At 46.3% G+C, this 20853-nt stretch carries 18 protein-coding genes; 5 read left to right on the plus strand and 13 right to left on the minus strand.

Annotated features, from left to right (window positions below; translation table 11 throughout):
- Positions 1-39 precede the first annotated feature (39 nt).
- The 3 genes from HH301_RS14265 to HH301_RS14275 all read right to left on the minus strand — a co-directional run bounded on the left by HH301_RS14265 (position 40) and on the right by HH301_RS14275 (position 2214).
- Positions 40-660, minus strand: coding sequence for a TetR/AcrR family transcriptional regulator (locus tag HH301_RS14265; RefSeq protein ID WP_169569699.1), 621 nt, complete (start codon positions 658-660; stop codon positions 40-42).
- Positions 661-800: 140 nt separating this feature from the next.
- Positions 801-1721, minus strand: a complete 921-nt coding sequence (locus tag HH301_RS14270) for an SDR family oxidoreductase (RefSeq protein ID WP_169569700.1) — start codon at positions 1719-1721, stop codon at positions 801-803.
- A gap of 28 nt (positions 1722-1749) precedes the next feature.
- Positions 1750-2214: a MaoC family dehydratase gene (locus tag HH301_RS14275; protein WP_169569701.1), complete on the minus strand. Its 465-nt coding sequence runs from the start codon at positions 2212-2214 to the stop codon at positions 1750-1752.
- A gap of 146 nt (positions 2215-2360) precedes the next feature.
- Here HH301_RS14275 and HH301_RS14280 point away from each other — a divergent pair, with 146 nt between their 5' ends.
- Positions 2361-3230, plus strand: a complete 870-nt coding sequence (locus HH301_RS14280; protein WP_169569702.1) for an alpha/beta hydrolase — start codon at positions 2361-2363, stop codon at positions 3228-3230.
- A gap of 21 nt (positions 3231-3251) precedes the next feature.
- Positions 3252-4220 (plus strand): 2-hydroxyacid dehydrogenase, encoded by a 969-nt coding sequence (locus HH301_RS14285; protein ID WP_169569703.1) that lies wholly within the window; start codon positions 3252-3254, stop codon positions 4218-4220.
- Here the strand turns inward: HH301_RS14285 and HH301_RS14290 are convergent.
- Genes HH301_RS14290 through HH301_RS14310 form a run of 5 tightly spaced genes read right to left on the minus strand, consistent with a single transcriptional unit; the run spans position 4217 to position 9379 of the window.
- On the minus strand, positions 4217-5746 hold the full coding sequence (locus HH301_RS14290) for an alkaline phosphatase family protein (protein ID WP_169569704.1): 1530 nt from the start codon (positions 5744-5746) through the stop codon (positions 4217-4219). The genes HH301_RS14285 and HH301_RS14290 overlap by 4 nt on opposite strands.
- 22 nt (positions 5747-5768) lie before the next feature.
- Positions 5769-6398: a PqiC family protein gene (locus HH301_RS14295; RefSeq protein WP_169569705.1), complete on the minus strand. Its 630-nt coding sequence runs from the start codon at positions 6396-6398 to the stop codon at positions 5769-5771.
- A gap of 2 nt (positions 6399-6400) precedes the next feature.
- Positions 6401-8113, minus strand: a complete 1713-nt coding sequence (locus tag HH301_RS14300; RefSeq protein ID WP_169569706.1) for a PqiB family protein — start codon at positions 8111-8113, stop codon at positions 6401-6403.
- A complete protein-coding gene (locus HH301_RS14305) occupies positions 8106-8741 on the minus strand; it encodes a paraquat-inducible protein A (protein ID WP_169569707.1) in 636 nt (211 codons plus the stop codon). Before HH301_RS14305 ends, HH301_RS14300 begins: the two co-directional genes overlap by 8 nt.
- Positions 8738-9379, minus strand: coding sequence for a paraquat-inducible protein A (locus HH301_RS14310; RefSeq protein WP_169569708.1), 642 nt, complete (start codon positions 9377-9379; stop codon positions 8738-8740). Before HH301_RS14310 ends, HH301_RS14305 begins: the two co-directional genes overlap by 4 nt.
- 268 nt (positions 9380-9647) lie before the next feature.
- Between HH301_RS14310 and cysD the strand changes: the two genes are divergently transcribed.
- Both cysD and cysN read left to right on the plus strand, forming a co-directional pair.
- Positions 9648-10556 carry a sulfate adenylyltransferase subunit CysD gene (gene cysD / locus HH301_RS14315; RefSeq protein ID WP_169569709.1) on the plus strand — a complete coding sequence of 303 codons (909 nt, stop codon included), beginning with the start codon at positions 9648-9650 and terminating at the stop codon, positions 10554-10556.
- Positions 10556-12451 (plus strand): sulfate adenylyltransferase subunit CysN, encoded by a 1896-nt coding sequence (cysN, locus tag HH301_RS14320; protein WP_169569710.1) that lies wholly within the window; start codon positions 10556-10558, stop codon positions 12449-12451. The genes cysD and cysN overlap by 1 nt, the downstream gene beginning before the upstream one ends.
- A gap of 32 nt (positions 12452-12483) precedes the next feature.
- Here the strand turns inward: cysN and rfbA are convergent, their stop codons facing one another.
- A complete protein-coding gene (gene rfbA, locus HH301_RS14325; protein WP_169569711.1) occupies positions 12484-13353 on the minus strand; it encodes a glucose-1-phosphate thymidylyltransferase RfbA in 870 nt (289 codons plus the stop codon).
- A gap of 143 nt (positions 13354-13496) precedes the next feature.
- Between rfbA and HH301_RS14330 the strand changes: the two genes are divergently transcribed.
- A complete protein-coding gene (locus tag HH301_RS14330; protein WP_169569712.1) occupies positions 13497-14657 on the plus strand; it encodes an adenylate/guanylate cyclase domain-containing protein in 1161 nt (386 codons plus the stop codon).
- Here the strand turns inward: HH301_RS14330 and HH301_RS14335 are convergent.
- From HH301_RS14335 to metF, 4 genes are all read right to left on the minus strand, one after another.
- Positions 14654-15586 (minus strand): ornithine cyclodeaminase family protein, encoded by a 933-nt coding sequence (locus tag HH301_RS14335; protein ID WP_169569713.1) that lies wholly within the window; start codon positions 15584-15586, stop codon positions 14654-14656. The two genes, HH301_RS14330 and HH301_RS14335, sit on opposite strands and share 4 nt — an antisense overlap.
- Positions 15587-15655: 69 nt before the next feature.
- Positions 15656-16105, minus strand: a complete 450-nt coding sequence (locus HH301_RS14340; RefSeq protein WP_169569714.1) for a YHS domain-containing (seleno)protein — start codon at positions 16103-16105, stop codon at positions 15656-15658.
- Positions 16106-16175: 70 nt separating this feature from the next.
- Positions 16176-19871, minus strand: a complete 3696-nt coding sequence (gene metH / locus HH301_RS14345; protein WP_169569715.1) for a methionine synthase — start codon at positions 19869-19871, stop codon at positions 16176-16178.
- Between the two features lie 46 nt (positions 19872-19917).
- Entirely contained in the window at positions 19918-20844 is a 927-nt protein-coding gene (gene metF, locus HH301_RS14350; protein ID WP_169569716.1) for a methylenetetrahydrofolate reductase [NAD(P)H], read from the minus strand.
- Between the last annotated feature and the right edge of the window lie 9 nt (positions 20845-20853).

Genomic DNA, 20853 nt, shown 5'->3' on the forward strand with positions numbered 1-20853 from the left:
ACTCTAAAAATATACAGAAACTTGTTTTTTAACCCTCAATCATAAAGCGTGCATTCTCAGTGATTGCATTTCATTTTTGAGGAGATTATCAACCGTAGCTTGATAAATTTTGACAATACCTGTTTTGTCAACGGGACCATCGGTCCGGTACCAAACGCCCACACTCGTCATCATTCCAAGGATTAGCTTTGTAGCTATTTTATAGTCTACTGCTTGCCAATAATTCTCCTGAGCTCCCCAGATCAGGATATCCTTGAGCTGCTTTTCATATTGATCACGAAACTCAATAGTTCTCCTGTAATTTTCGGGTGTTAAGCTACGAAGTTCAGTCGTGCTCACAAGAACTTCCTTACGTTTATCGCAATGAAAAATAACATGGCACTCAACGAATGCCATCAACGCTGAATGAGGATCTTTTGCAGATTGCAAAGACAACTTCAGCTCATCCAGCAACTCGGTCATCACGAATATCAGGATGCTATATAATAATTCCTGCTTATTCGAGAAATGATTGTATAAAGACCCAGCCTGGATCCCTACATCTGCAGCCAACTCGCGTAACGTCATACCGGCGAAACCTTGCTTATATAGGCGGTCGATTCCCGCACGACGTATTGCAGCCAGCGTCTTCTCGGCGCTGGATCCTGTTTTTCTTGTCACCTGTCCTCCCCATTTTTTCTAAATTCTAGCCGCAGGTGGCAGCAGGTGACAACATATTTTAAATAATACTTATGAAACGCAAAATGGCCCGCAAATAGACGGGCCATTCTTGTGAAATTTGGTACCAGATGCCTAAGGTTTTAGCTTAGTTTAATACCCAATCCGTTTGCAGCTTTCGTCAACATATTCTGCGTCTGATCGTTGCCACTTGTGTATTCCTTTTGGGTTGAAGGATCAGAGATCGTATCCCAATTTTCTGCAATTTTTTCCGGTGTCTGATCTTCTTCAGGAAGCCACATGCCACCAGTTTCATAGATGATGGATTTAGCATAAGTGCCTGCGCCTGCAGTAATAATTGTCCTATTTGGACCGTCCTCACCGACAAGATAGAGAAGAGCTGGCGTTACAGACTCCGGCTTCAATAGATCCAAGAGATTTTCAGGCATCAAATCCTCTGTCATCCGAGTGGCGGCACAAGGGGACAGGGCATTCACCCGAATGCCATATTTACCACCCTCTAGAACCAGAGTGTTCATTAGGCCGATGACGCCCATTTTTGCGGCACCATAGTTGGTTTGCCCGAAGTTACCATAAAGGCCGCTTGAGGATGTCGTCATCACGATCCGGCCATAATTCTGCTCCCGCATAATCGGCCAAACAGCTTTGGTACAATTTACACTGCCCATCAAATGGACGTTCAGCACAAAATTAAAATCGTCCAGCTCCACATTGTTAAAAGATTTATCGCGGAGCACTCCAGCATTATTCACCAAAATATCAACGCTGCCCCATTTGTCCTTGGCGTCCTGCACCATGGCAGCAACCTGATCATAGTTGGTAACGTCAGCGCCATTGGCCATCGCCTCACCACCAGCAGCTTCGATCTCAGCAACAACTGCCTTAGCAGCATCACTGGAAGCCCCACTTCCATCACGGCTTCCGCCCAGATCATTCACAACAACCTTTGCGCCCCGCTTTGCAAGCTCAATCGCGTGGCAACGTCCAAGACCATTACCAGCGCCCGTGACAATGGCAACACGGCCATCAAAACGAATAGACATAAAAACTCCTAATAAAATTTAAGATTAATCACTCACCCAGAAAGGTCATGCCCAGCCACTCAGCAATCAAAGCTGGTGTCTTTTCACCTTTAATCTCAAGCGTAACTTCGCTTGTGACAAGGATCTGGCCAGGCCGTTTTTCAGTTACATCCAAAACCTTGCTTTTGACCCGAACTTCCTGATCTACCTTAACCGGAGTTAGAAAGCGCAGCTTGTTCAATCCATAATTCACGCCCATCTGAACGTTTTCTGGTTTTGGTGTAATTTTAGGCGCGAGGTGAGCCAGAAGCGAGAGACTTAAGAACCCATGCGCAATGGTTGTCCCGAAGGGTGTTTTCTTTGCAGCTTCTGGATCAACGTGGATGAATTGAAAATCCCCAGTTGCTTCTGCAAATTTATTGATCCGATCCTGATCGATTAGCATCCATTCCCCTGGACCATATTCAGCACCTGCGGATGCGAGAAATTCTTCTTTGGAAATTGTATTTGTCATGCCTCCCCCTTTTCATGGAGTGTTTTGTTTTTTGGAAGACGTCAGGATAAACAAGTTTACCAACAAGCAAAAGATTAAAAAAACGGTTTCATACCCAGTAAATCACGATACACTTCCCCCAAATTCCAGGGAGTTAATTTTCAAGAATGACCGTTTACAAATCCTATGACCAGCCAGGGCTGGATGCAGAATATAACAATCAGGCAAAAGTACATAATTTCAAAAACTTCGTGACGGAATGGAATGCACTCAGCCAAACAGCAAGAGACGAATTCCCTAATCATGTCTCAGTGGTCTATGATCCGTCATCAAACCAGTCTCTGGATCTTTTTTATCCTGTGAATGAAGGAACTTCACCGGCTCCAGTCCAAGTTTTCTTTCATGGGGGTTATTGGAAGGCATTCACAAAGGAGAGTTTTCATTTCGTAGCCCGTGCTTTTGCCCATCATGGAATTGCGACAGCAATTGTCGATTACCAGCTCATCCCAAACATTGATATGGCTGAATTGATCCGCCAATGCCGCCAATCGCTCGCGTATCTATATGAACAAGCTGAGCAGCTTAAAATAAATGGCAATGAAATTAATATCAGTGGTCATTCAGCTGGTGGCCATATCGTCGCCATGTGTCTGGCATCCGATTGGGCAAAATTTGGATCCAATCTGCCTAAGGATCTTGTGAAATCCGCTGTTGGCCTCAGTGGTCTGTATGATCTGGAACCGATTTCGAAATGTTTCTTGCAGCAGGATCTTAATCTCACGATTTCCGACGTCGAGACTTTAAGCCCTATACATCTGGACACGCCGAAAAACGGTGTCTTTCTACCTCTTGTAGGGGCGGAAGAAGGCCCGGAATATATTGACCAGAGTGAACGATTGGCTTCTAAGTGGCAGAATTGCTCCAAATCGGCTGGCATCTTAGCCCCTTACAATCATTTCACTATAATGTCTGCTTTTGCCGAACCCTCTTCAGGTCCCGCCCAGCAGGTTCGCAATCTCATGAAAACCAGCAGTTAATTTTTCGGATATCAAACACTTATGTCTGCAAAGCCTACAATCCTCGTCACCCGCCAATTTCCCAAAGCCGTCATGCAACGTCTCCGGGAAAATTACACACTTATTGATAATCCAGACGATCATGACCTCAGCCCTGATGAGCTGATCAGCAATGCAACAAAAGCCGAAGCGATTCTATGCGATCCAACTAACCACTTCTCTAAGGCTGTGATTGACCAATTACCAAGTAATATTGGCCTTATAACCACCTTTTCAGTCGGTTACGACCATATTGACGCCGCCGCTGCAAACGAGAAAGGTATTAAACTCGGTAATACACCCGACGTTTTGACGGATGCCACTGCGGATATCGCTCTTTTGTGCATGTTGGGGGCATCCCGTCTTGCCTACAAGGCAGCGCAAGCCTTGAGAGGTGGAAAATGGGGCCGCTGGTCTTCGACTGATTTCCTCGGATTTCATATGTCCGGTAAAAAACTAGCCATTATTGGAATGGGTCGAATTGGTCAGGCTGTTGCACGTCGGGCCATCGGGTTTGATATGCAGATCCATTATCATAACAGACGCCCTGTGATGGCAGGTGGCTTGGAAGAAGCTATCTATCATACGGAACTCGAAAGCCTTCTTCCCAATGCGAGCTATCTCTCACTAAATTGCCCACTCACTCCTCAAACCCATCACCTGATTAATGAGAACACGATCAAACTGCTCCCGGAAAACGCAGTGATCGTCAATACGGCTCGGGGCGCTGTGATTGATGATAATGCTCTCATTCCAGCTTTGCAGTCAGGTCGAGTAGCAGCCGCAGGCCTTGATGTGTTTGAGAATGAGCCCAATTTTGACAAGCGTTATTTGGATCTGGAGAATGTGTTTCTCCTACCTCATATCGGGAGCGCCACATATGAAACCCGCGATGCAATGGGCTTCAAATGCTGCGACAACCTTGATGCCTATTTTGCCGGTGAGGATATCCCAAACCCGATAACCGCCTAATCGCCATACAGCATCTGCCCATCGTCGGAGACTACATACCGATCCAGCGCGCCAAACTCATTTTTCATGCGCCAGGACAAAAGCTTTTGCGCGTAATCCAGAACGACGGCTTGATAATCTGGCTCTTCCGCCAGATTTCGCGTCTCATCCGGATCATTCACAAGATCAAAAAGCAAGGGCGGCAGGCTGGCAAAATGAACGTATTTAAAATTCTGGTCTCTATAGACCAACAAATTGCACTCATCATGATCAAGCCCCAACGCAGTTTCTGGATCACCATGCTCGATATCACGAAAATCATATAGCCAATGAACTGCATCGCGCCAATTCTCGGGTTTATCTCCCCGCATTAATGGGAGTAGAGAAATCCCATCACATTGTGCTGGCGGCTTAGCGCCAAGACACTCAAGAATTGTCGGCATAATATCAATGGACTCAGAGAACTCTTCAATCTCGGACGGGTCAATATTCAAAGATTTAGGAGCCTTAACAATCAATGGAATATGAAAGCTCTGATCGTAGAAACCCAGCTTTCCAAACAGGTGGTGATCTCCCAACTGCTCCCCATGATCGGCGGTTACCACAATAAGGGTATTATCCAACTCACCCGTTTTTTCCAACATATCCAGCAAACGACCGACGTTACTATCCACTTCACTCACCAAGGCTGAATAAGTAGCACGAATTTGGCGCACTTCAGCCTCTGTCAGGTCTTTGGTGAGACCCTCTTCAGACATCATAAAGGTCGATTGTTTGATAGTATCCATGGAATACTGAAGAAATGGGTGGCTCTCCGATATTGTTGTCACATCCCCAAAATGCTTCGGTTCCGCCATATCATCTGGATCATATTTGTCGTGATATTCAGGCGGCGCAATAAACGGGGGGTGCGGCCGAAGGTAACTGACATGACAAAAGAAAGGATCCCCAAACTGAGCCTGTAAGAACTCAAGAGCCCGGTTCGTCAACCAAGCGGTCTCACTATCAGCCGCCTTGAAGCGAGCCGGAGCATAGGACAAATGGCGATCTTCAGGTAGTTCAAAATCTGGGTCTGGATGATAAATATCATAGCCCGCTTTTGGAATATCATATCCCTTGGACTTCAGATCCGTAAGCCAAGCTTTACTCTGTTCATTGAGGCGTGCACCAACAAAATACCCCTCCATCACGCCTTCATATGTCGCCAGATCAGGATCGCCCCGATCCTTATACCTGGGATCCGCCGTTATATCTGTATATCCAAACAAGGTGGGTTCATATCCTTGCTTTCGTGCTTCTTTTGCCAGATTTGTCAGGTTTGCATTTAGAGGCGTTCCATTTCTAACAGCCCGGTGATTGCTGGGATACATACCGGTATGGAGTGTCGCCCTTGAAGGACCACAAGGTGCAGAGCAAGTGAAATGTTTCTTAAACAAGCTACCTGCCTTCGCCAGCCTATCCAGATTAGGGGTTTCGACTATTTGATTTCCATTTGCCCCAAGCCAGTCGGCTCGCCACTGATCAATGGTGATAAACAAAACATTCATATCGTACTTTTCCCAGAATTGATCAGTTTGTAACTTCTTGAAGGCTTGCCGTTATGTCTAAAGCCAATTGCCCCAATAAACCACTCAAGATTTGGCTATAATCGTTTAAATCTGTTGCAGATTTTTGACTGATGTAATTAATCGCCTGCCTTTTCATCAGCCGATTGTTTAGCATTTTTTTGACATTCCAACTGGCTGCGAGCTGAACTTTTCCGTCTTCAAGTAAGATCATTTCAATGATTTCAATGGCAACCTGATAACTGGATGGTTCTGGGGTGAAGTTTGCAGGATAGCTAAAAACCTGTGCGCGGCTCAGGATTGAGGAAATATTACTCACCATAACCCGTTCAATGTTTTCGTGAATGGGTTCTGCCCAGTGATGCAAATCGTCAACGATGAGCTTTCCCCCTTTTCCACTGGAGACAATCTGTGAGCGATCTGCATATCCAGGAATGCTGATCGGCCCAACGCCAACTTTCAATTCAGAGGAAAGTGCAAGCCCTTTTGCCTGCCCTGAAAGATCAACCGCAGTCAATCTGTAGAACTCCGTTGGTGTCGATGGACCGACAAGTCCTTCACATCCTGATAACATCAGGAGTGGAAACAATAGCATAGCAAATGCGTATGTTTTCAATGTCGATATCTTCGTCATGATCATTTCTTTCCACTGATCAGCGCGTTTGGATTGCGTTCAAGGAACTCCGTCAGGTTTCGGACAGATCGACTCGCGGCTGCAAGCTCGCGAAGCATAACAGACAAGTCATATTTTAGTGGTGATCCGTCCGCAATTGTCGAGTTAGCTGTTTCAAACATGGTCGTAGCAGACTGCAAGGCTGTATCAACACGTCGGAGGGCTTTCTGGCCACCTTCGACAGCTTCGTTAATACGAGGCAAAGTTGTACGGTCAACACTATTGACCACGTTTCCAATTGAGACCGCTACGTTTTGGATCTCTTTGATAGCACTACTTAACTCACCGCTTGCAAAAATTTTCTCAAGTCCCTGTGCTGTCGTTACCATTGAATTTGTTAGTGTTTCAATCGGTAACCGCTCAACTTTCTCAACAAGTCTGCTTAATGATGTTGTGATTTCCTCAAGCTCCGTTGGAAGGGTCGGCAACTGTTCAAGTTCGGTAATGATTTCAACATATTGACCAGGCCGGTCCGGATATAGATCCAAATCGACAATCAGTTGGCCTGTCAGGAAATTTGTCGACTTCAAGCGTGCTCTCAATCCCTTTGAAACAAGCGCGGATACGGCTTTATTCCTGAGCTTTTCACCAATCTTTGTTCTTAGAAGGGCATCACTCCGCCTGTGCACTTTCAGTCTTTGCGGTTCAATATCAATGATTACAGGGATGTAATATTCTCCAGTGTCTTCATGGATCTCTAAACTGACTTCTCGCACCGAGCCAACTTTAATTCCCTTGAACTCAACCGGAGATCCTACCTCCAGACCGCTAACAGAATTATCGAAGAAAAGAATATACTTCTTTCTCTCGGTAAATCGGGCATCAGACATCGCCTGTCGGTCCTTGAATAGCTTAAACTCATGCCCAGATTCCGCTATCCGTGAGTTTTGATCAAATAAGGGAGGAAGGAATTCAATTGCGCCTGACAAAAGAGCCGATAGGCTGTCTGCAGCAACTTCAATCCCCGATGGGGAAATTTGAACGCCCACTCCCCCAGCATCCCAAAACCGCGTATTTACCTGAATCAGCTCCGTGTAAGGTTCTTCAATAAACGTTACGAGCTCTACAAGCTGCTTGTCCTCCGACAAACGGTACCCCAGTATCGTTCCAACTTTCAGACCTTTATAATTTACAGGAGTGCCTCGCTTTACATTGCCAAGCTTCGCCGCTTTTAAAATATACTCCTTACCGGGTTTTTTAGTTGTCAAAACAGGTGGGGTTGCAAGGCCATTGAAGGAAAACTGTTTTTTTCCTCCCTCACCCGGATCGATCTCCAGGTAAGCACCTGATAGCAAAGTTTCTAAACCTGAAATTCCTTCAAGACTAATCGCCGGGGACACGACCCAAAACCGCGCTGTATTCGTCAGATATTTTTCAGCCCATTTTTGAATCTCGACATAAACGAGAACGCCACGGCGCTCATCAGGGATTTCGATGCGGTCAACCGTACCGATTTTGACATCTCGATACTTCAGCGTTGTGACGCCAGCCTCAATTCCCTTGGCGTCTGGTAGGAAGATACTGATTTCGGCGCCTTCTTGCAGATAGGACTGTATAATAAGCCAGCCAGCAATACCTATCGCCAAAAGCGGAATTAACCAAATGCTCAGCAGACCGGCATATCCCGGTTTCACCAATGGCTTTGGCGGCTCGCTCATCTGTGATTGGTCACTCATGATTAGCTCTTACCTGTTGGTCCCAGATTAACCTGGGGTCAAATGCATTCGCAGCAAGCATTGTTAAAACGACAACAGCCGCAAACGCCAACGCCCCCGGCCCAACTTCAATTGTTGCAATCTCGCGAAAGCGGACTAGCGCGATCAATATGGAGATCATGAAAATATCGATCATTGACCACCTGCCAATCCACTCAACGAACCGATACAAACGGGTTCTTAGCAACGGAAAATGGTGCGCTCCTTGACGAACACTCAAAGCCAAATATCCAAGTGCAAATATCTTGAATATTGGAACCACAATGCTTGCGAAGAAAACAACAAATGCAATCCCCCACTGACCCGATAACACTAGCTGATAAACCCCACTCAAGATGGTTTCTTTACTCTCCCGTGCGAAAGAAACCAGGGTCATTATAGGAAAAATATTAGCCGGTATGTAAAGCAGAAATGCGGCAAGCAAATATGCTCCGCATTTTGCTAAGCTATTGTGTTTACGAAAATAAACCTCAGCATGACACCTAGGGCAGGCATGATGCCCATGATCAGCATCCACCAGATTGACCACCTGATGGCATACCAAACAGGTCGCCAGCCCTTGTGTAATACCCTGTCCAAGCGATCTCATGATCGCTCTATTTCTTCTAGGCGTGACCACAGCACCTGAAAATCCAAGTTCGCAAAAGCAAGAACCGTTGCGAGGACCATTGCCACGATGCCCCCAAGTGAAACCCCAACATCAACTATGGCGAAATCTCCAAGCTTCACATATGCCACCATGATACCGACAATCAGAATTTCGGCCATAGCCCAAGGCTTTAACAATATTAGACTTCTAACCTGCCAGCGGGCAAACTTCGGAACCAAGCCTATCCTCAATGGCAACAGCAAACTGACCAGAAAGCTTAGGATTAGAAACGGAGCAACCACACTAACGAACAACACCAACACGCCGAGCGGCCAGTAATCTGTTTGCATGAATCTGATCACGCCATCAATCAGTATATTTACCTGCTCATTTCCTTGCATATGGAACCGTAAAATAGGGAAACTATTTGCCACAAAGAAAGAAACTAAGCCGGCTATGGCGAACGCAAGAGAACGATCCACATGATACCCCCGCTCCCGATAAAGAACGGCACCACAGCGCGCACAAATAGCCGAATGTTCTCTGTCAATCTTTGACGCTTGATGAATAAGATCGCATTCAGGGCAAAGGATAAGCTTACTTTTTAGCTCTATAGGCTGAAGTCTCTCTAGGTCCATATGCCCTCCCCCGACAGGATGACCAAAATTATATAACGCCCTAATCTGAAACATCACCTTACCCCAGACAGATTAGAAGGTCACGATTGTCTTATCTTTCTGGTCTGAGTTTAAAGGAATGTGATAAATATACATTTATTATAAGTATTACCCAAATTTCACAAATATTTTGTGTTTTATTATATTGATTGTACTTGTTTTCTCTCCTAAATATCTTTAGTCCGAATGATCAAAGTTTTGTAATTTAAGTTCTATCGAAGAGATTTTAATGCCTACGGCCACCCTGACACATCTTCGCAAACTCGAAGCAGAGAGCATTCACATCTTCCGTGAAGTCGCTTCCGAATTTGAAAAGCCAGTGATGCTATATTCCATTGGTAAGGACAGTTCTGTTCTTCTGCATTTGGCGCGCAAAGCATTTTATCCATCACCCATACCTTTTCCCTTGTTGCACGTAGATACCACTTGGAAATTTCGGGAAATGATCGAATTTCGGGACCGTATGGCCAAAGAGTATGATTTTGATCTGCTTGTTCATATCAATCAGGATGGCGTAAAGCAGAACATAGGCCCCTTTTCTCATGGCTCTGCTCTTCATACAGATATCATGAAGACTGAATCTTTGAAGCAGGCTCTTAATCATTATAAATTCGATGCCGCGTTTGGCGGCGCTCGTCGGGATGAGGAAGCATCCCGTGCCAAGGAGAGAATTTTCTCATTTAGAACGGAAACCCATCGATGGGATCCGAAAAACCAGCGGCCTGAGCTTTGGAACATATACAATTCTCGTGTTCGCTCAGGTGAGAGCATCAGAGCATTTCCTCTCTCTAACTGGACCGAATTGGATATATGGCAATATATCTACCTTGAGAAAATTCCTATCGTTCCTCTTTACTTTGCCAAGGAACGTCCAGTCGTCGAACGGGATGGTATGTTAATCATGGTTGATGATGATCGCATGCCACTGGCGGAGAATGAAACTCCGCAGATGAAGTCCGTTCGCTTCAGAACATTGGGATGTTATCCCCTTACAGGTGCCATTGAATCTACTGCTTCAACCCTCCCCGAAATTATTCAGGAGATGCTAGTCGCCAGAACTTCCGAAAGACAGGGTCGCCTCATTGATAAGGATCAGTCCGGCTCAATGGAGAAAAAGAAGCAGGAGGGATATTTCTGATGAACGAAATTATACAAGCAGACAAAGATATCGCCGCCTACCTGAAAGCACAGGAAGAAAAAGGCATGCTTCGCTTCATCACATGCGGCAGCGTTGATGACGGGAAAAGCACACTGATTGGAAGACTGCTATGGGATTCAAAGCTTCTCTTTGAAGATCAACTCGCCACTTTGGCCAGTGAAAGTAAACGGGTCGGCACTCAAGGCGGCAATCTTGACTACGCCCTTCTTCTTGATGGATTGCAAGCTGAGCGGGAACAAGGCATTACAATTGACGTGGCTTATCGATTTTTCGCAACAGATAAGCGCAAATTCATTGTCGCAGACACACCAGGGCATGAGCAATATACGCGGAACATGGTCACGGGTGCATCTACGGCTGATCTTGCGGTCATACTTATTGACGCCCGTAAAGGCATTTTAACCCAAACCATGCGTCACAGTTTCCTTGTCTCACTTTTGGGAATTCGGAACATTATCCTCGCCGTTAACAAGATGGATCTTGTCGACTTTAAAGAGGAGATATTCCTCCAAATCCAACAAGACTATCTCAGCTTTGCTAAAGACCTTGGTTTTGAAACCATCACACCAGTTCCTCTCTCTGCTCTGAACGGTGACAATATCATTAAGAGCAGTGAAAACACGCCTTGGTATGAAGGTCCAAGTCTGCTTGCACACCTTGAAGGCGTTCAGGTCAATGAAGATCTGGCAAGCAAACCATTTCGGATGCCTGTTCAGTGGGTCAACCGGCCCAATCTGGATTTCCGCGGATTTTCTGGAACGATTGTCAGCGGAACCATTAAAGTTGGTGATGGTATTGTTGAACCCTCCTCCGGCCAAACCAGTACCGTGAAGGAAATTGTTACTTTTGATGGCAATCTTGACGAGGCTTTCGCTGGTCAGGCAGTTACGATCACACTCAATGATGAAATCGATATTAGCCGTGGTGATGTCCTTTGCGCGCTTCAGCACCGCCCAGCCACTGCCGACCAGTTTGAAGCCAAGTTGGTTTGGATGAGTGACGAAGCGCTACTCCCAAGCAGGAACTATATTTTAAAGCTTGGGACAACAAGCACATCTGCCAGAGTTTCTAATCTCAAGTACAAAATCAACGTAAATACCCTGGAACATACTGCTGCTAAAACTCTCGAGCTCAATGAAATCGGTGTATGTAACCTCGCATTAGATAAAAGCATCTCATTTGATCCTTACAACGAGAACCGACAGACAGGTTCTTTTATCTTAATTGATCGCTTTACAAATGCGACAGTTGGCGCTGGTGTCATAGATTTTGCACTTCGGCGCGCAGAAAATATCCATTGGCAGTCAGTGGATGTTGATAAGAAAGCCCGCTCTGAACAGAAAGGTCAGAAATCTGCGATCCTGTGGTTTACAGGTCTCTCCGGTTCCGGCAAATCAACGATCGCAAACCAATTGGAAAAGAAACTTCAGGCGTCTGGTAAACACACATATTTGCTGGATGGAGACAATGTCCGTCATGGTCTTAACAAAGATCTCGGTTTTACTGATGCTGACAGGGTGGAAAATATTCGCCGTGTCGGAGAAACCGCGAAGCTCTTTGTCGACGCAGGTCTGATCACACTTGTTTCTTTCATTTCACCATTCAGAAGTGAACGGCAAATGGCTCGAGGTCTTGTTGAAACCGATGAGTTTATCGAAATCTTTATTGATACGCCTCTCGAGATTTGTGAAGAACGAGATATCAAGGGTCTTTACGCAAAAGCTAGAGCCGGCGAAATCAAGAATTTTACAGGAATTGACTCAGCTTATGAGCGCCCAGAAAATGCAGAGATCATAATTGCAGGTGATCAACTCTCCGTGGAAGAAGCTGCAGACCAGATCTTAGCGTATCTTAAAGAGAACGGATTTATCTAAAATAAAAAAGGCGGTGAAAATCACCGCCTTTTTTATTTAATCAGCGAATAAAGATACTCGCCGTAGCCGCTTTTCATGAGCGGCCTGGCCAGTTCTTCCAACTGATCTTCTGTGATATAACCCTTTTCGTAAGCAATTTCTTCAGGACAGGCAATTTTAAGACCCTGCCGTTTTTCAATAGTTTGAACATAAGAAGAAGCTTCGAGGAGATGATCGTGTGTGCCAGTATCGAGCCAGGCACTACCTCTACCAAGGAATTCCATATGCAATTGCCCTTGATCTAGGTAAAGCCTATTTAGATCCGTAATTTCAAGCTCTCCGCGTGCACTCGGCTTCAGGTTTTTTGCCAGATCAACGACCTGATTATCATAGAAATACAAGCCTGTGATTGCAAAATTGGATTTCGGATGTTGTGGCTTTTCCTCAACCCCGATCACTTTGCCAGCGTCATCAAACTCAGCAACGCCATAGGCTTCTGGGTTGGAAACATGATAGCCAAAAATCGTCGCCCCTTCAGACCGCTCAGCAGCACTTGCTAAAACACGACTAAACTGAGTTGCATAAAAAATATTGTCCCCAAGAATAAGTGCCGAGGGGTCATTCCCAACATGCTTTTCGCCAATAATAAAAGCCTGGGCCAAACCATCCGGGGACGGCTGAACTTCATAGGAAAGATTAATGCCCCATTGAGAACCATCACCGAGCAATCGTATAAACAGGGACTGCTCTTCTGGGGTCGTGATAATCAAGATATCGCGGATGCCTGCTAACATAAGCGTGGTCAAGGGATAGTAGATCATTGGCTTGTCATAAATCGGCATCAATTGTTTGCTGACCCCGAGTGTCAGTGGATGCAACCGTGAGCCGGTTCCGCCTGCAAGTATGATACCTTTATGTGTCATTGTTTCGCCTCCAAGCCCCCAAGCTTTCTTCGAGTTTAGAAAAATAGAAAAAACTGTTCAAACTCTGTATCACCAGAGTACAATCATTATGTTTCTATTTAAAGATAAGTTCTTATCGGTAAGTTCTTAATAAATATAAAAGAATGCAATTTGATCAGATTATCGACTGGATGATGTTTGAAGGGCGGCTGGAAAAAGACGTTCTAAAATTTATTGACCAGTTCTGCCACAAACTTAATGAAAACCATATCCCGGTCACCCGTCTTCGAATTGGCTTTAAAACCATTCATCCTCTTCTGGATATCTGGGCTTACATTTGGAGCAAAGAAGAGGGTAAAACTATTGAATGGGGCGGCCAGCATGGTATTCGGGAAAGTGCAAGCTACTACGGCAGCCCCGCAGAGTGGGTCCACAAACATCAAAAGCCGTTTCGCCGCAGACTGGACCAGCTGGATCCAGAAAAAGACCATAACGTCCTCTTTGAACTCGCCGGTGAAAGCCTCATTGACTATTTGATGTTGCCGATGAAATTCACGGACAGCTCCATTCCCGTGATTACTTTTGTTACAGATGACAAAGAAGGCTTTTCCGAGGAAGCAGTGATTTTCTTGGAAAAGTTATCTTATTATATCGCGCCTATAATTGAGATACATGCCATTCGAAAAATCGCGGTAACGCTTCTGGACACCTATCTTGGCCATAGGTCCGGCCAAAGAATTATGGAGGGACAGATCCAGCGTGGCGACGGTGAAAAGATCGAAGCTGCAATCTGGTTCTGTGACCTCCGCAACTTTACAGCTCTCAGCAGTAATCTTGAAGAAAATGAAATGCTGCAACTCTTAAACACTTACTTCCAAATCCTTGGAGACAGCATCTCGGAGCAAAAAGGAGAGATCCTCAAGTTCATTGGCGACGCGGTCCTTGCTGTTTTTCCAACGACCAAGCGACGCTCTCGTGAAACCGTGTGCAAGGCGGCGTATAAAGCAGCACAATCTGCCTTACGGAAAATGGAAGAATTACAGATCGAAGACCCTGAAAACCATGAGGCACTCAAATTCGGTATTGGCTTGCATTTTGGAGAAGCAAAATACGGAAATATCGGTAGTACCAACCGGTTGGATTTTACTATTATCGGAAATGCCGTAAATCTTGCTTCCAGAATTGAGGCTTTGACCAAAACAGAGGAACAAAACCTGCTCTATTCAGAAGTCTTCGCCAACAGCCTTGATATCCCATCCGAGAAACTAGGCATGTATGAGCTAAAAGGAATTAAGAAACCGCAAGCGGTTTACCATCCTCTCTAGCTAGCCATTTTCTTGACGATCATGGCCCCCGTCATCAAATCCAAATGGGCGCCACCACCGTTCTTGAATACGGTAATATCCTCATGAGATTGCCGACCGACAACTCCATTACAAAGATCCGAAAAATCTGCAATCACATCACTTTCGGCGATCACGCCTTCGGACATAGGGAGCATCAATTCTCCAATTTCACCGATGGTCGTTTCCCGCGCATCGACAAACAGCTTACACTTCTGCATAAGATCATTATCAGCTTCACGCATGTCTGGCCGGTATGCACCGATCAGATCCACATGCGTTCCAGGCTGAACCCACTCCCCTTTCAGGATCGGATCTTTTGCCATTGTGGCAGTTGAGATAATATCTGCGGCCCTGACCGCATCCTCTAGATCCATAGCGACTTCGACCTGAAAGCCTTCACCACTCAATTCCTGGGCTAAAGCGGTTGCTTTCTCAGTTGTTCGGTTCCAGATCGTAAATTTCTCAAGAGTTGGGAAGATCTCCCGATATGCCTGTAGAAGAGATTTGGCGACAGTGCCCGCCCCGATAACGAGGTAAGACTTAACATCAGGGCGTGCAAGTATCCTTGCCCCGAGCACACTATCACCGGCAGTTTTCCACTTTGTCACTAGCGGCCCATCCACAACAGATTTGAGGGCGCCATTCTCGCTATCAAAAATGAACATAGCGCCTTGCACAGACGGCTCCGGAGGTGATTTAGACGCATTTTCTGGAAACACAGTCACAGACTTTAAGGCGATTCCGACGCCATCAATCCAAGCACCACGGGAAAGAAGGCTTTTATCTTCCTTCGTCAGGAGCAAATCACCAATTTCTGCCTTGGCGAGTTTATGGCCCGCTTCAAGCGCATCGGCTGTTTCCGTCCAAGTTAGTTTTGAATCTGCTTCTTCAAAGGAAATAAACTGCATCTGTCACCCATTCATTCTGATTGCCGGAGAGCCTAATCAGATCATAAGGCGAGGGCAAGGTGAACACGGCTATTTTTTCGCTAGATAGTCCTGCCAATGCCGATTGGCGTCTTCAATTCGGGCCGCGATGCCAGTACGCACCCATCTGTCTTTTCCTTCTTGATGACCGAAGAAATACAGCTTTTTCTCGTGAATGAGCCAGACTCCAGGATCAATATCCGCGATATTCCCCAGACTCATCTGATTGGAACAATATCCGCCATACTGAGGAGCATATTGTTCAGGGTTCAGAGCAAAAAGGTCTCGGCTCTCTTTGTCAGCAAAATACCAGTCCGCATTTTTGTATCGGAAATGGAAAGCCTCTGCCCCTTCTGTTGATCGGCCAGCTTGAAAATATCCGGTAGCATCATGTCCATGCAGAGCAGTATCGTCGAAATACCCAGTGTTTATTTCGTCAAAAGCAAACACAGGGGTCGAAAAGATCATCGCCACAAACAAGATCAACAAACGAAGAGGCATTTTCTATTACTCCTACTGGTTTAAGAACAGAGTTACAGAAAAATGCCTCAGACGTGAAATCACGTTGTCGTCAGCTACGATCATACCCAAGGTTTGAAGCTAGCCAGCGCTCTGCCTGCTCGACAGTCACATTCTTTCGCTTTGCATAGTCTTCGACCTGATCCTTGGAGATTTTTCCCACACCAAAATACCGGGCTTCAGGATGTGCAAAATAGTACCCGGATACTGAAGAAGCCGGAAGCATCGCAAAGCTTTCAGTTAATTGAGCACCAATCCGATTTTCTGCATCCAGAAGATCAAACAAACCAACTTTTTCGGAATGATCGGGACAGGCTGGATAACCCGGTGCAGGGCGAATGCCGCGGTATTCCTCTTTGATCAGTTGGCTGTTATCAAGCTCTTCTTCAGCCGCATATCCCCAGAGCTCTTTACGAACCCGCTCATGCATATATTCGGCAGTAGCTTCTGCAAAGCGATCCGCTAGCGCTTTTAAGAGAATGCTGCTGTAATCATCATGAGTTTTCTCAAACTCCTCAAGCTTTCCTTCAATTCCAAGTCCACCGGTCACAACAAAGCTCCCGAGATAATCAGGGATCTTGGTTTCCTTAGGTGCAACAAAATCTGCCAAGCTAAAGTTTGCCCGAGAGTTGGAGCGGCTCATTTGTTGGCGCAGGAAGTGATATCTATGCAGCTCTTCAGACCGACTTTCGTCCGTATACAGAACCACGTCATCCCCTTCGCTCGCAGCTGGGAAAAAGCCGACGACAGCTTTAATGGTCAGCCATTTCTCTGAAATGATCTTCTGCAACATCGCCTGGGCATCATTATAGAGCTCGGTTGCTGTTTCACCGACGACCTCATCTTCAAGGATTTTTGGAAAATGCCCCGCCAGTTCCCAGGTCCGGAAGAAAGGTGACCAATCGAAATATTTCAAAATTTCAGCGGGATCTATGTCATCGAACTGACGCACGCCTAGGAAGCTTGGTTTCTTAGCTTCATAACCTGTCCAATCAATATTTGCTGCATTCTCACGCGCCTGCTCGAGGCTCGCTTGTGCATCTGGACGCGCCTTCTTGTAGTAATTTTCCCGAACAGTTTCATATTCAGACTGAATGTCTTCGATAAACTTGTCCCGATGTTCTTTGCTAATGAGGTTGGACGCCACACCAACAGCACGAGAGGCATCAGTCACATAAACTGTTGAACCCTTATAGTTCGGTGCAATTTTCAAGGCTGTATGCACCTTGGAAGTTGTTGCGCCGCCAATCAGCAAGGGCGTAGTAAACTCGCCGCGCTGCATTTCAGAAGCAACCGTTGCCATTTCTTCCAGTGACGGTGTAATCAACCCACTAAGCCCAATGATATCTACATTCTCAGCTTTTGCGGTCTCCAGGATCTTGCTGTAGGGAACCATAACACCAAGGTCGATAACCTCGTAGTTGTTACACTGCAAGACAACACCCACGATGTTTTTGCCGATATCGTGGACATCGCCTTTCACGGTCGCAAGAAGGATTTTACCTTTGCTATCGCTTTCGGCTCCTTCTTCCTTTTCAGCCTCAATATACGGAAGAAGATAGGCCACAGCCTGCTTCATGACGCGGGCACTTTTCACCACTTGTGGCAGGAACATCTTACCTGAACCAAAAAGGTCTCCCACAACGTTCATGCCATCCATCAAAGGACCTTCAATCACCTGAATTGGGCGATCAAACTGCTGACGCGCTTCCTCAGTATCCTGCTCGATAAATTCTGAAATTCCTTTTACAAGCGAGTGGGTAATCCTTTCTCCGACAGGGCCTTCTCGCCAGCTATCATCTTGAACTTTGCCAGTTTGTTGTCCAACGGCTTCTTCAGCGATTTCCAGCAGGCGCTCTGTCGCATCTTCCCGTTTATTGAGAACCGCATCCTCAATCCGCTCACGAATATTGTCCGGAACATCTGAATAGACGGCCAATTGACCAGCATTCACGATCCCCATATCCATTCCGGCATTTACCGCATGATACAGGAATACGGCATGCATCGCTTCGCGCATGGCATTGTTACCGCGCAAAGAGAAAGACATGTTGCTAACACCGCCGCTAACTTTCGCATAAGGCAGGTGTTCTTTGATGTAACGGGTCGCTTCAATAAAATCCTTGGAAAAGTTCCGATGCTCGTCAATACCCGTCGCAATCGGGAATATGTTCGGATCAAAGATGATATCCTGCGGAGGGAACCCAACCTTTTCAGTCAAAATCTTGTAAGATTTTGTGCAAATTTCGATCATACGATCTTTATTATCGGCCTGACCATCCTCGTCAAAAGCCATGACAATCACGGCTGCCCCGTAACGCCGAATTTCTTTTGCATATTTAACAAACTCTTCTTCCCCTTCTTTCAGGGAGATTGAGTTCACAACACACTTGCCTTGAGTGGTTTTCAGCCCCTCTTCAATGACCGACCATTTAGAGCTATCAATCATGGTCGGAACCCGACATATATCCGGCTCAGACGCTACCAATTTCAAGAAAGTGGGCATCGCCGTTACCGCATCCAACATGGCATCGTCCATGTTCACATCGATGATCTGCGCACCGTTTTCAACCTGGCTCCTTGCGACTTCAAGGGCAGTGTCAAACTCACTGTTCATGATCAGCTTTTTGAACCGTGCAGATCCCGCAACGTTCGTACGCTCCCCCACATTCACGAAACCGACGGTCTCATCCAGATATAGCGGCTCTAGCCCGCTTAACCGGCAAAGCGTATCTTTAGGTAAAACTTTACGGGGTTTCTTGTCCGCAACAGCCTCAGCAATGGCCTTAATATGCTGTGGCCGGGTTCCGCAGCACCCGCCAACAATGTTTAAAAGACCACTGGCTGCGAAATCACCGAGAATTTTTGCCATATATTCTGGCGTATCATCATACTCACCCAGCTCATTTGGAAGGCCTGCATTTGGATGAACACTGACACCCGTATCAGCAATTGCAGCAACTGCCTGCACGTGGGGGCGTAAATCTTCCGCACCCAAAGCGCAGTTAAACCCGATTGAAATAGGTTGCACATGGGATATGGAGACCCAGAAAGCTTCAGCCGTTTGACCAGAGAGGGTCCGGCCAGATGCATCGGTAATTGTTCCTGAAACCATCACTGGATAGCGAACGCCGGTTTCATCAAAATATTTCAACACCGCATAGATGGCCGCTTTACAGTTAAGCGTATCAAAAACCGTCTCGATGAGAATAATATCCGCACCGCCATCGATCACGCCCCGAAGGTTCTCGTGATAGGCCTCGACCAACTGATCAAACGTAATATTCCGAAAACCAGGATCATTCACGTCTGGTGAAATGGAGGCCGTCCGGTTGGTTGGGCCAAGAACGCCGGCAACAAACCTCGGTTTTTCTGGTGTCTTCGCCGTCCATTTATCTGCCACTTTTCTGGCAAGTTCTGCACTCGCCTTATTCAACCGATAGACTTCGCTCTCCAGCTTGTAATCTGCCTGCGCGATAGACGTGCCACTAAACGTATTCGTCTCAAGAATATCCGACCCTGCAGCCAGAAACTGATCATGAATATTTTCAATGACATCCGGCCGTGTCAGACTTAATAGGTCACTATTGCCTTTCAGGTCGATCGCACTGTCTTTGAAGTCTTCCCCACGATAATCCTGTTCCGTCAGATTGAAGGATTGAATCATCGTTCCCATGGCACCATCAAGAACCAGGATTCGATCTTTCAGGGCGGCCTCAATTTGGGGATATGTGGCAGATTTTTTCATAACTTCAGCACCAAAATTGGATGTCATTGTTGTTTAAACTAGAGGGTTACTGGCCATTTCCAAGTTTTGGACGAACACCCATGGAATGGCATACCGCATACACCAAATCCGCACGATTTAAAGTGTAAAAATGAAAATCAGTCACACCTGCTCGCTGCAAGATCCGACATTGCTCTGACGCAACCATGGAGGCAACAAGCTTCCGTGTTGGAGCATCATCTTCAAGACCTTCAAACAAGTGAGTGAGCCAGGCTGGAACCTGCATTCCGCACTGCGCGCTGAACTTTTTGATATTGGAATAGCTCGTGACCGGTAAAATGCCAGGAATAATCGGAATATCAATCCCATGGGCTCTCGCTCGCTCCAAAAACCTGAGGTAAGTCTCCGGGTCGAAGAAAAACTGGGTTAGCGCGCGCGTGGCACCCGCATCAACCTTTCGTTTCAAATAGTCCAGATCTGCAAGGCTGGAAGCTGCTTCTGGGTGAATTTCCGGATAACAGCCCACACTAATTTCAAAATCATGCATCTTCTTCAGATGCTCAATAAGTTCGACTGAACCGGCAAACCCATCTGCTCGTGGCGTGAAAGCGCTTTCTCCATCTGGCGGGTCGCCTCGCAAGGCCACAATGTGCTTCACGCCACTTACCCAGTAAGAGTTGGCAATCTCCTCGATCTCGGCAACAGACGCACCAACGCAAGTTAGGTGAGCCGCTGGCTCAAGGCTTGTTTCTTGACGAATTCTGGAAACGGCATCGTGGGTCCGCTCTCTTGTTGTACCGCCGGCACCATAAGTCACAGAAACAAAAGTTGGATCCAGTGGCTCCAAACGTTTTACTGTCTGCCAAAGAGCAGTTTCCATTTTTTCCGTTTTGGGCGGAAAGAATTCGAAAGACACTCGCAACTTAGACGGACTCCCGATTTCAAGTGAACCGTGGGCGACCCGTTCGTTCAGCGACTCGGTCGTGGGGGACATAGTGAACTC

Origin of the sequence: Sneathiella limimaris (assembly GCF_012932565.1) — a bacterium.
GTDB lineage: Bacteria > Pseudomonadota > Alphaproteobacteria > Sneathiellales > Sneathiellaceae > Sneathiella > Sneathiella limimaris.